General features: G+C 63.3%; 10 protein-coding genes. 6 read left to right on the top strand and 4 right to left on the bottom strand.

Annotated features, from left to right (window positions below; all coding sequences use genetic code 11):
• Positions 1-141 precede the first annotated feature (141 nt).
• The 6 genes from pcaH to pcaK all read left to right on the top strand — a co-directional run bounded on the left by pcaH (position 142) and on the right by pcaK (position 5387).
• Positions 142-861 (top strand): protocatechuate 3,4-dioxygenase subunit beta, encoded by a 720-nt coding sequence (gene pcaH, locus AC0V2S_RS02240; RefSeq protein ID WP_475508316.1) that lies wholly within the window; start codon positions 142-144, stop codon positions 859-861.
• 13 nt (positions 862-874) lie between these two features.
• Positions 875-1480 (top strand): protocatechuate 3,4-dioxygenase subunit alpha, encoded by a 606-nt coding sequence (gene pcaG / locus AC0V2S_RS02245; protein WP_475508317.1) that lies wholly within the window; start codon positions 875-877, stop codon positions 1478-1480.
• The gene (gene zapE, locus AC0V2S_RS02250) at positions 1470-2555 is read left to right on the top strand and encodes a cell division protein ZapE (protein ID WP_475508318.1); all 1086 of its coding nucleotides are present in this window, start codon (positions 1470-1472) and stop codon (positions 2553-2555) included. Before pcaG ends, zapE begins: the two co-directional genes overlap by 11 nt.
• 230 nt (positions 2556-2785) lie before the next feature.
• The gene (locus AC0V2S_RS02255) at positions 2786-3628 is read left to right on the top strand and encodes an IclR family transcriptional regulator (RefSeq protein ID WP_475508319.1); all 843 of its coding nucleotides are present in this window, start codon (positions 2786-2788) and stop codon (positions 3626-3628) included.
• Positions 3629-3903: 275 nt separating this feature from the next.
• Positions 3904-4041, top strand: coding sequence for a hypothetical protein (locus AC0V2S_RS02260; RefSeq protein WP_475508320.1), 138 nt, complete (start codon positions 3904-3906; stop codon positions 4039-4041).
• Positions 4038-5387, top strand: coding sequence for a 4-hydroxybenzoate transporter PcaK (gene pcaK / locus AC0V2S_RS02265; RefSeq protein ID WP_475508321.1), 1350 nt, complete (start codon positions 4038-4040; stop codon positions 5385-5387). Before AC0V2S_RS02260 ends, pcaK begins: the two co-directional genes overlap by 4 nt.
• Before the next feature lie 117 nt (positions 5388-5504).
• On the opposite strand, the gene AC0V2S_RS02270 is transcribed toward pcaK, so the two are convergent.
• The 4 genes from AC0V2S_RS02270 to AC0V2S_RS02285 are packed head-to-tail and all read right to left on the bottom strand — an operon-like array spanning position 5505 to position 11270.
• The gene (locus AC0V2S_RS02270) at positions 5505-7589 is read right to left on the bottom strand and encodes a site-2 protease family protein (RefSeq protein WP_475508689.1); all 2085 of its coding nucleotides are present in this window, start codon (positions 7587-7589) and stop codon (positions 5505-5507) included.
• 37 nt (positions 7590-7626) lie between these two features.
• Positions 7627-8991, bottom strand: coding sequence for an efflux RND transporter periplasmic adaptor subunit (locus tag AC0V2S_RS02275; RefSeq protein ID WP_475508322.1), 1365 nt, complete (start codon positions 8989-8991; stop codon positions 7627-7629).
• Positions 8978-9754, bottom strand: coding sequence for an efflux RND transporter periplasmic adaptor subunit (locus AC0V2S_RS02280; protein WP_475508323.1), 777 nt, complete (start codon positions 9752-9754; stop codon positions 8978-8980). The genes AC0V2S_RS02275 and AC0V2S_RS02280 overlap by 14 nt, the downstream gene beginning before the upstream one ends.
• On the bottom strand, positions 9735-11270 hold the full coding sequence (locus tag AC0V2S_RS02285) for a TolC family protein (protein ID WP_475508324.1): 1536 nt from the start codon (positions 11268-11270) through the stop codon (positions 9735-9737). Before AC0V2S_RS02285 ends, AC0V2S_RS02280 begins: the two co-directional genes overlap by 20 nt.
• Positions 11271-11275 lie beyond the last annotated feature (5 nt).

Raw genomic sequence — 11275 nt, forward strand, 5'->3', positions numbered from 1 at the left:
AATCGCCTGGGCGGTCTCCATGCGCACCGTATCCATAACCATACGGTTATGGATCGCGGGCTAACATTCAATTTCCCCCACCCCGCTCTGTCAGCAGACTGCGCCTCTGTTCGCCCCATAAATCCAAGAAAGGAGAACGACATGTCTGATGCAGACAGCAGTCGCTTCGTCATCCGTGACCGTAACTGGCACCCCAAAGCCCTGACGCCTGATTACAAAACCTCCATTCCCCGTTCGCCGCGCCAAGCGCTGGTGAGCATTCCTCAATCGGTTTCGGAAACCACCGGGCCGGACTTCTCGCACCTGAAGCTGGGCCAGTACGACAACGACCTGTTGCTCAACTTCAATAACGGCGGCTTGCCGGTGGGCGAGCGCATCATCGTCGCAGGGCGTGTGTGCGACCAGTACGGCCAGCCGATTCCCCACACCCTGGTGGAGATGTGGCAAGCCAACGCCGGTGGCCGCTATCGCCATAAGAACGACCGTTACCTGGCGCCGCTGGACCCCAATTTCGGCGGTGTCGGCCGGGCCCTGACGGACCGTGATGGTTACTACAGTTTCCGCACCATCAAGCCCGGCCCGTACCCGTGGCGTAACGGCCCCAACGACTGGCGCCCGGCGCATATCCACTTCTCCATCAGTGGCCCGTCGATTTCCACGCGCTTGATCACCCAGCTGTATTTCGAAGGCGACCCGCTGATTCCGATGTGCCCCATCGTCAAATCCATCGCCAACCCGGAAGCGGTGCAAAGCCTGATCGCCAAGCTCGATATGAGCGCAGCCAATCCGATGGATTGCCTGGCTTACCGGTTCGATATCGTTTTACGCGGTCAGCGCAAAACTCATTTTGAAAATCGCTGAGGAGGATCAGTCCATGCCTATTCAATTGCTGAACGAAACCCCCTCGCAAACCGCCGGGCCCTATGTGCATATCGGCCTGGCCCTGAGCGCCGCCGGCAACCCATCGCGCGACCAGGAAATCTGGAATGAGATGGCCAAACCGGGCGCCCCAGGCGAGCACATTCTGCTGCTGGGCAACGTGTATGACGGCAACGGCCATCTGGTGCGTGACTCGTTTCTGGAGTTCTGGCAGGCCAACCACGAAGGCCAGTACGACGCCGATTTCAACCTGGAAAAACCCTTCAACAGCTTCGGCCGCACGGCCACCACGTTCGATGCCGGTGAGTGGACGCTGCATACCATCAAGCCCGGCGTGGTGAAAAATGCTGCCGGGGTGCCGATGGCGCCGCATATCAACGTGTCGCTGTTTGCCCGTGGCATCAATATCCATCTCCAGACCCGCCTGTACTTCGATGACGAGGCCGAGGCCAATAAAGCCTGCCCGGTGTTGAACCTGATCGAGCAACCGCAACGGCGCGAAACCCTCGTCGCTACGCGTTGCGAGGTTGACGGCAAGGCGGCTTACCGCTTCGATATCCGTATCCAGGGCGAGGGCGAGACCGTTTTCTTTGACTTCTAAGCAAGACGCAGAAGGCCTGGTCGAACCCGTCGACCAGCGCATTCACCGGCGTTTCAACGATGCACTGGAGGCGCGCGGTTATCGGGCCGACATTGCACAGCAAGCCGCTATCGACACCCTTGCCACCTGGCTAGACGGCTGGTCGGCGGGGCGCCGTGGTTGGCTGCGTAAACCCGTGGCCGGCATTTACCTGTGGGGCGGGGTGGGGCGTGGCAAAAGTTTTGTCATGGACACCTTCTTCGCCGCCGCGCCGGTGCAGGCCAAGCGCCGCGTGCATTTCCATGCGTTTCTGCAGGAAGTGCAGCAGCGTATGGGCGCGTTTACCGGGCAGAGCGAGCCGCTGGTGCGGGTGGCCCGCGAAGTGGCGCAGGAAGCCCGTTTGCTCTGTTTCGACGAATTCCATGTGCATGACATTGCCGATGCCATGCTGCTCGGCCGTCTGCTCAAGGTGCTGGTGGAGGAGGGCGTGGGGCTGGTATGCACCTCCAATTACGCGCCCATCAACCTGTGCCCCAACCCGCTGTACCGCGACCGCTTCAAGCCGGCCATCGACCTGCTCGAATCGCGCTTTACCGTGCTCAATCTGGACGCCGGCGAAGACTACCGTGAACGCGCCGGCGCGCAGGAAGCCTGGGGTTATTACGCCTGGCCACTGTGCCCGGCGTTAGGCGACTGGTTGGAGCAGCAGCTGGGCTTTACCGCCGCTGTGGAGCGCGACCTGAAGCTTGCGGTCAACCATCACCCGCTGAAGGTGCTGGCCCGCGAAGCCACGCGCGCCCTGCTGGATTTCGATGAGCTGTGCCGCCATCCGCATTCCAGCGCTGACTTTCTCTGGCTGTGCCAACGTTTTCGGCAGATCGCCATTTACGGCGTGCCGACACTGGATAACGAAGGCATCGATGTGCAGCAGCGCATCCTCAACTTCGTCGACATTGCCTACGACAGTGGCGTGCATTTGCTGCTCGGTTGCGCCGCCGAGCTGGACGAGGTGTGCCGGCCGGGGTCGCACCTGGATTTTGTGCGCACCCGCAGTCGGTTGCGTCAGCTCACGACTCAGGTATTTGCCGGGGAGTGATTGAGCCGGCCTGCCGACGTGCGGATAGCACGGCGGTGGCAGGGCTCGGAGAGTCGAAGGGAAACGGTAAACCATTTCCAGAGCGCCACCTTGTGAGCGTGCCCTTTGTGCCGCCGGTTACGGCGACAGCAGGCGCCAAGGTAGATGCCATGCCCGAGAGGGTCAATTGCGATTATCGAACTTCGGTTCGATAATCGGCCACACCGAGCCGTGCACGAGACAATAACAAGATGACTGACGAACCTCGTATCACCCTGCCTCCGCTGGCACCGCCGATCATTGCCTCGCCGGCCAAGCGCATCGAAGCCTTTACCGGCGACCCCAATTTCATGACCTCCCTGGCCCGCGGCCTGGCGGTGATTCATGCCTTTCAGGAGCGTAAACGCCACCTGACCATCGCCCAGATCAGCCACCGCACCGAAATTCCCCGTGCTGCCGTGCGTCGTTGCCTGCACACGCTGATGAGCCTGGGCTACGTCACCACCGATGGCCGCACCTACTCGCTGCTGCCCAAAGTGCTGACTCTGGGGCATGCCTATCTGTCGTCCACGCCGCTGGCGGTGACGGCGCAGCCGATTCTCGACCGCTTGAGCGAGCAACTGCACGAGGCCTGTTCGATGGCCACGCTGGAAGGCGACGAGATTCTCTATATCGCCCGCTCGGCCACGCCGCAGCGGCTTATTTCGGTGGACTTGAGCGTGGGCAGCCGCCTGCCGGCGTACTGCACCTCCATGGGCCGCATCCTGCTTTCTGCTCTGGATGACGCCGCGCTGGATGACTACATCGATCACGCCGAGATGCAGATCAAGACCAGCCGCACCGTGCACACCCCCGAGGCGTTGCGCGCAAGCATTGCCGAGATTCGCCAGCAAGGCTGGGTGATCATCGACCAGGAACTGGAGGTGGGCCTGCGCTCGATTGCCGTGCCGTTGAAAGACTCGGCGGGGCAGGTGTTGGCGGCGTTGAACGTGGGGACGCATGCCGGGCGGGTTTCGCGGCAGGAATTGGAGACGCGGTTTTTGCCGGTGTTGTTGGAGGCCAGCAAAGAGTTGAGTACGCGGTTGTTTCATTGACCCTGCGTACTTTCTAGCTCCGAAGACCGTCATTCCCGCGCAGGCGGGAATCCAGAATCTCGTGTCTTGCGTCACTTCTCGCCCCGTCCAAAACTCTGGATCCCCGCCTGCGCGGGGATGACGGTGGAATGGGGGCGATGGAGTACCACTAGTGTTCGATAAACGCCCAGTTAGTCGATTATCGGATTGATGCCCCCCCTCGTCGCTGCGTACTGTTCCCCAGTCGCCCTCGCGACCCAAGCTATGCCTCCAATAAAAACAAATGAGAGCCAGCCATGGACATCCGTTCGCCGCAGCGCGCCCGCGCTTCGCTGACATCCGCTGTGCAGCGTCTGTCTGGCCCGTCCCTCATTCCTGTTCCATTCGCCTGCCTCTTTGCGGCGAAGAAAAACTCACAGGAATTTCTTGCATGACCAGCCCCGCTCACGTGCCCACCACCGGCACACTCGACGTACAAGGTTTTATCAACGCCCAGTCGCTTTCGCGCTACCAGTGGAAGATTGTGCTGCTGTGCTTTCTGATCGTATTTCTCGACGGCCTCGACACTGCCGCCATGGGCTTTATCGCCCCGGCGCTGACCCAAGATTGGGGCGTAGACCGCGCCAGCCTCGGCCCGGTGATGAGTGCCGCGCTGATCGGCATGGTGTTCGGCGCCCTCGGCTCCGGCCCAATTGCCGACCGCTTCGGGCGCAAGGTGGTGCTGGTCGCCGCCGTCGGCCTGTTCGGGTTCTTCAGCCTGCTGTCGGCCTTTAGCACCAGCCTCGACCAACTGCTGGTGCTGCGTCTGCTCACCGGACTGGGTCTTGGCGCCGCCATGCCGAACGCCACTACGCTGCTCTCCGAATACACCCCAGAGCGCCTCAAGTCCTTGCTGGTCACCAGCATGTTCTGCGGCTTTAACCTCGGCATGGCCGGTGGCGGTTTTATTTCCGCCAAGATGATTCCGGCGTTCGGCTGGCACAGCCTGTTGCTGCTCGGCGGCATTCTGCCGTTGCTGCTGGCCGTGGTGCTGCTGGTGTGGCTGCCGGAGTCGGCGCGTTTCCTGGTGGTGCGCAATCGCGGTGCTGACAAGGTGCGTAAAGTACTGGCCCCGATTGCCCCGGCCGAAGTGGCCCTGGCCACCGACTTCAGCGTGCCGGAACAGAAAACCGTGCAGAGCCGCAACGTTCTGAAAGTGGTGTTCTCCGGCACCTACAGCGCCGGCACCTTGCTGCTGTGGCTGACCTATTTCATGGGCCTGGTAATCGTGTACCTGCTCACCAGCTGGCTGCCAACGCTGATGCGCGACAGCGGCGCGAGCATGGAGCAGGCCGCCTTTATCGGCGCGCTGTTCCAGTTCGGCGGTGTGCTCAGCGCCGTGGGCGTGGGCTGGGCGATGGACAAATTCAACCCGCACAAAGTCATCGGCATCTTCTACTTCCTGGCCGGTGTGTTTGCCTACTTCGTGGGCCAGAGCCTGGGCAAAGTGACCGTGCTCGCCACCCTCGTGCTGCTGGCCGGCATGTGCATCAACGGCGCGCAATCGGCCATGCCGTCGCTCGCGGCACGTTTCTACCCCACCCAAGGCCGCGCGACCGGGGTGTCGTGGATGCTCGGTATCGGCCGCTTCGGCGCCATTCTCGGTGCGTGGATTGGTGCGACGCTGCTGGGCCTGGGCTGGAACTTCGAACAGGTACTCACCGCCTTGGTGGTGCCGGCAGCGGTGGCCAGTGTGGCGGTGGTGATCAAGGGGTTGGTGAGTCACGCGGATGCGACGTAACCCTGTAAAACCGATCGAGGCTGATCGGATCGCCTCCCCGGCCTCTCCCACGAGGATTTTCGAAACCCTGTAGGAGAGGCCGGCGGCGATCCGATCAGCCTCGATGCTTTTCAGCGCTTAAAACCCACTCTCCCTCATCAACACCGCCGCAAGATGCGTCGCCCCATCGGCCAACAAACTCCTGCGCTGCCCTTCAATCTTCACATGCCCGCGCGTTTCATGAAGGGCGGGCGGCGCCTGGTCCAGTTGAATCAATACCTGAAACAACGCATCGGTTGGCACCAGCGCGTTGCCGTGGGTGGTGGTGGGCACCGGGCCGCCGAACCGGGAGGCGAGCATGCGGTGGTTGAGTTGGTTGGCGCGGGTGCTGCCGATGGTCAGCACGTGGCCGTGCAATGCGGTCGGTTGGCCGTCCGGGTAGAAGCGTACGGGGTCGCCGATTTGCAGGCGGTGGACCTGGTCTTGCTGGATATACGCGTCCACTTGCCAGCTGGTGGGGTCGACCAGCACCCCAAGCGCTTCCTGGGGGCTGAGCCATTGGCCGGGCTGGCGTTGTGGGTCGACGTCGAGCCACAGGCCGTCGAAGCCGCTTTGCAGATTGAGGCGAGCGATTTCAGCGCGGGCAGCCTGGGCTTCCTGGGTTTGCACGCCCATGCGTTCGCGCGTGGCGTTGGTTTCCATCAGGCCACTGGGGTCGGCCAATAAACCGGTCAGGCGGGCTTCGTAGCTGCGCACGTTGGCTTCGCTGCTGAGCAGGCGCGAGCTGATGCTTGGATCGTCGAGCACCGCCAGGTTATCGCCGGCGCGCACCGGGCCGGCCGGGCGGATGGATTGCAGTTCGGCCGGGTAGGGTGCGTACACGCGCAGCTGGCGTTCGGCATGGGCCACGCCGACGCCGTCGATTTGACTGCGCCAGGGAATGGCCAGCAACAGCAGCAGGACGCCGAGTAGCAGTTGCCAGATACGCAGGCGCGAACGGGCGATCTGGCCGCGTTGTTTCCACCAGTGCTGCAGTTCGCGGTACACCGGCAGGGCAATAAACCAGCTGAGTTCGACCATAAATAAAAAGATGCCCAGCACTTTGAAAAACAGCAGGTACACCGCCACCGCAATGCCGAGAAACAGTACCAGCCGGTAGCACCAGGTGGTGATGGCGAAGGCTACCAGCAGACGTCGTTGTTTGCGTGGAAATAGCTCCGGCCAAGGTTCTTCCAGGCCCAGCAAGGTGCGGCGCAGGCTTACCCGGGCCAGCGCCGAGGCGCGCTCGTGCAGGTTGGGAAAATCCAGCAAATCGGAAAGGATGAAGTAGCCGTCAAAGCGCATAAATGGGCTGGCATTCAGCGCCAGCGACAGCACCCAACTGGTGGTCGCCAAATACAGCAAAGCATTACGCAGCGGGCCGGGATCGCACAACGCCCAGCCCAATGTGGCCAGGCCGGCGAGGGCCAGTTCGGTGACGATGCCGGCGCTGGCAATCGCCAGGCGTTGTTGTGAACGGCGCAGTTTCCAGCTCTCGCCGGTGTCGGTGTAGAGCATCGGCCAGAGCACCACAAACGCGATGCCCATATGGGCCACGCGCAGCCCTTGGCGTGTGGCAACCAGCGCATGACCGAGCTCGTGCAGGGTTTTCGCCACGATGAGCGCCAGGGCAAAACTGAACAGCCCTTCGGTGGAAAACGACTCCACCACGGCGCTGCGAAAGGTGTCCCACTGGTGCAGCACCAGCACGATGCCCAGCACGCTCAGCAGCATGACCAGCACGGCGGTGATGGGCGAAAACAACCAGCCCAGCGCATCGGCCAGCGGCTTGAGGTGGCGTTGTGGGTGCAGCAGCGGCAGGCGAAAAAATAGGTAGTGGTGCAACCACCAGCGCCAGCTCAGCCAACTGTTTTTGTCACCGGCCGGCGCGTTGGGCGAGGCGATACGCAGCAACTGGTGCTGGTGCAAAAACTGGCGCAGTTGCAGCACCTGTTCCACCTCCGGTTGCAGGGCGGTTTCGGCGCTCACTTGGGCGCAGATCTGCCTGGGGGTTTGCCCCCAGCGCAGCAGGCATTCGAACTCCAGCCAGCCGATGCGGTAGAAGCGGTTGACCAACGTGTCCTGAATCACCCAGCTGGGTTCGCCGTTGCGGGTGGCGGCGGTTTCGTTAAACCGTAGGTCTTCACGCAGTGGCGGCAGCGGTTGGTCGGCTTCGTCGCTCAGTTGCAGCAGGGTGGGGGAGACGGCGGCTTCCATGGCCTTACCAGCCGGTCCAGGCGCGCACCGTGGCCAGTGGCCGGCGCAGCAAGTAATAACCCAACAGCACGCGCTCGCCGTAGAGCTTGGCGGTGCCGTGCAGGCCCAGGCGCGCGTGGTCGGTGGTCTCGCCGTCGTTGGCCTCGATGCTGGCGAGCAAGCGGTAACTCACCACGCCGTCGTCGCTGGGCCGGGCCTGGTAGCTGGTTTCCAGAATCTGCCCGCGCAACGGTTTCAGCGGGTAGGCGGTCAGGAACAGGGTGACGGGGGCGCCGGGTTCGAGGGCGATGGCGTCGTTTACCGATAGCTCGATCAGCATCGCCGGTTGGCTAGGGTCCGCCACCTGCAAAATGCGCTCGCCGGTGGTCACCGGTTTACCCAGCCAGTCGTTGGGGTCGGAAAACACTGCCACGCCGGCGCGCGGTGACAGCACGCGGGTGCGTTTGAGTTGTGCCTCTACCGCTGCCAATTCGGCACGCCGTTGTTGGGCGCGGCCGTTGAGCAGGGTCAGTTCGCCTTTGCTTTGCGGGTTGTCGAAGGCGCGCTGGCTGGCAGCCAGCAGTTCGGCGTCGGCGACCGCCACTTCCTTGCTCAGCACCTCGGCGCGGCTGCGCAGCGTAGTTTCGTCGAGGCTGAACAGCGGCGTGCCTTGTTGCACATCCTGGTTGGGCCGCACCTGCATGGCCTCGATCACGCCGTCGATGGGCGCGCTGATGATTTGCGCCTGACGTGAAATGATTTCCGCCGGTGCCAGCGCGCTTTGCCGCACTGGCACCAACAGCACCGCGCCGATTAACACGGCGGCCAGCACGGCATGCCGACGGCGCAGACGCCAGCGGGAAAACCCCCGCTGCGGGCTGAGCGCCGCCCAGCAGTAACCCCAGGTGTGCCACAGGCCGGCGAGGTTTTGTTGCAGTACCGGCGCCGGGGGTTCCTCCAGCAAAAACAGCAGCAGGCCCAGGCGCTGCCCCTGGGGCGCATGGATTGGCACGCACCACAGCCCGGCCGGCCACCATTCGGCCCAGCCTTCGCTGACTTCGGCGGGCGGTTCTAGCGCATCGCGCGCGAGCCAAAGTGCCTGGTCGCTGTCTGCCGGTAACTGGGCGGCGATCCAACGGCTGGCGCGCTGTAACCACACCAGATACGGCGAGTCTTCGCTGGGTTTGGCCAGGCCCGACACGCTTAACAATTCCAGCGCGTCGCCGTGCTGAGCAAACACCAGCGCCTGTTGATAATGCAGCAGCGGGTAGAGGTCGTTGGCCATATGAAAGGCCAGGGCGTTGCGGTTGTCGGCGGCAAGCGCGCGGTCGCGCAGTGCCAGCAGTTCGAGGGCCAGGGCGGGGTTGGGCAGGGCTTCACTCATGGTCATCGGCGAAACTCGCGGTGCCGCTCATGCCGGCGATCAGTTCCGGGTAAACGGCGTCCAGGCGCGCTTCCAGTTCAACGGTTTGCGCCACCGCATCCACCCGCGCGTTGATGGCGCTGACGGTGGCCGGGTATTGCTTGCCGGTTTCGCTTATGCGTACCTGCAGGGGTTGGCCCTGGCGCAGGTTCGGCAACAGGCTGGAGGGCACGTTGAGGCGCACTTTCAGCGCGCCGTCGCTCACTAAGTCCAGCAGCGGCGTGCCGGCCGCCACGGTCTGATAAGGCTTCACATACACCTTGGCCACCCGCCCGGCGAAGGGCGCCTGCACTTTGCAGTAGCCGCTTTGCGCCTGGCTCATGCTCAGTGCGCCTTCGGCCTTTTGCACCTCGGTGGCGGCGACTGCTACTTCCAGATCGCCCACGGCATTGAGCTTGCGCAGGTTGCGTTTGGCGTCGTGGTTTTGTTTGGCCATGGCCAGTTCGGCGCTGGCGACTTTGGCTTTGGCGTTCGCTTCGCTGCAACTGAACGTGGCCAGTTCGGCGCCCTTGGCCACCGGCTGGCCAAGGCTGGCGTCCAGGCTCGCGAGGGTGCCGTTCATTTGGCTGGACAGGGTCGTTTCCAGCGCGGAGGCCAGCAGCACGCGAATCACCGGGGTGTCGCCGACCACCTGGCTGTTGTCCGCCAGTACCAGCGGGGTTTGTACGGCAGCGGCCGGGCCGGCCAGCAACACACTCAGCAGCAGGGCATTACGGACGGGCCGGCGCATTGGCAGTTCCTTGCTGAACCACCAGCAAGCGCTGTTGTTCCTGTTGTTGCAGGGTGCGGTGGATTTCGCCCGCGAGGGTCTTGATGTCGTTCTGGGCGATCTGCTCGGGCAGGATGTCCAGGCCGATGGAGTTGTACAGCCGGCCCCACGCCGCCTGGGCGCTGGAGTAAGCGGCTTCACGTTGGTAGCGCGATAGCAGATAGCGGCCCTCGGCGCGGATCAGCTCCAGTTCGGAGCCGACGTTGGTGCGCCGCGCCGATTGCGCATAGCCGAGCAGTTCGTTGTCCACCCGCAGGCTGTCTTCGGTGAAATCCACCTCACGGCGCGCCAGGTCGTAACGCAGCGCACCGACCCGCACCTGGGTGAGGATGGCCATCGACAACGCCACGCGCCGGGCATCATCGGTGGCCGCCTGGGATTCCTCGGCGGCGTTTAGCGACGGTAGTTGCAGCAGGCGAATCAGGTTCATCGACACCTGCAAGCCGGTGTCGGTCCAACCGTTGTTGTAGAGGTAGGCGTTGGAGTCGTGCTTGTAGCCGAAGTCGACCGACACGTTGGGCCACAGCTGCGCCTTGGCGATTTTCAGGTCGGCCTGGCTCACCCGTTTGCGGTACCACTCTTCCTTGATCTCCGGCCGGTTTTCCATGGCCAGTTGTTCCAGATGATCGATGTCGCCATTGAGCACCGGCAGCAGCGGTTCGGCGCTGTCGGCCAAGACCATTTTCGCTCCCGGCGGCAGTGACATCAGCGCCGCCAACTCGGCCTGGGCGAAGGCCAGATCCTGACGGCGCACGCTCAGCAGGTAGATGGAGTCGAGCAGGGCGCGCTGGTAGGCGAGCACTTCCTGGCGAGGCAACAGCCCGCGATTTTCCGCTTCACGGGCCGAGGTCAGCGATTGATGAGTGCGCAGCAGAAGGCTGTCGACCTGCGGCATCAGACGCTGGGCGGCAACTGCGCGCCAGTAGGAGTTGCGCACGTCTTGCAACACGTTCTGCGCCACTTTGCGCCGGCGCTCTTCGGCCATATAGATCTGATCGGCTTTTTGCTGGCTGCGGAAATACGCCACGCCAAAATCCAGCAGGCTCCAGCTCAGGCCGAGGCCGTAGAGGGTGCGGTAGCGTTCTTCGGAGGTGGATGCACGCAAGCTTTCCTGACGGTCTTCGATGCCGATGGAGGTGCCGCCGGAGTCGTTGTTGCGCCCGGCGTAACCGGCGGAGGCCACCACCCGGGGCAGCATTTCGTGGCTGGACACATCGCGCAGGTCGGCGGCCAGGGCGCTTTCCATCAGTTTCAGGCGGTAGTCGAGGTTGTATTTCAGCGCGCGGGCGGCGGCTTCTTCGAAGGTGATGGGGCCGTTTACCGGCTCTTGCCCGGCGTACATGCTGGCCTGGTCGGCGAGGATGCGCTGGCGGTTTTCCTCTTCGCTATACGGCTTGGGCTGCAGGGAGGAACACGCGTTGATCAGCAAGGTGCTGGTCAACGCGACGGCTACTACGTTCAGTGGGTAACGATGCATCGACA

Source organism: Pseudomonas sp. CC11G, from assembly GCF_056174845.1.

Bases quoted from the DNA above. Each gene is read 5' to 3' on its own strand.
- pcaG (WP_475508317.1), top strand. From the start codon at position 875: ATGCCTATTCAATTGCTGAACGAAACCCCCTCGCAAACCGCCGGGCCC.
- AC0V2S_RS02280 (WP_475508323.1), bottom strand. From the start codon at position 9,754: ATGCGCCGGCCCGTCCGTAATGCCCTGCTGCTGAGTGTGTTGCTGGCC.
- AC0V2S_RS02285 (WP_475508324.1), bottom strand. From the start codon at position 11,270: ATGCATCGTTACCCACTGAACGTAGTAGCCGTCGCGTTGACCAGCACC.
- AC0V2S_RS02255 (WP_475508319.1), top strand. From the start codon at position 2,786: ATGACTGACGAACCTCGTATCACCCTGCCTCCGCTGGCACCGCCGATC.
- AC0V2S_RS02260 (WP_475508320.1), top strand. From the start codon at position 3,904: ATGGACATCCGTTCGCCGCAGCGCGCCCGCGCTTCGCTGACATCCGCT.
- pcaH (WP_475508316.1), top strand. From the start codon at position 142: ATGTCTGATGCAGACAGCAGTCGCTTCGTCATCCGTGACCGTAACTGG.
- pcaK (WP_475508321.1), top strand. From the start codon at position 4,038: ATGACCAGCCCCGCTCACGTGCCCACCACCGGCACACTCGACGTACAA.
- AC0V2S_RS02275 (WP_475508322.1), bottom strand. From the start codon at position 8,991: ATGACCATGAGTGAAGCCCTGCCCAACCCCGCCCTGGCCCTCGAACTG.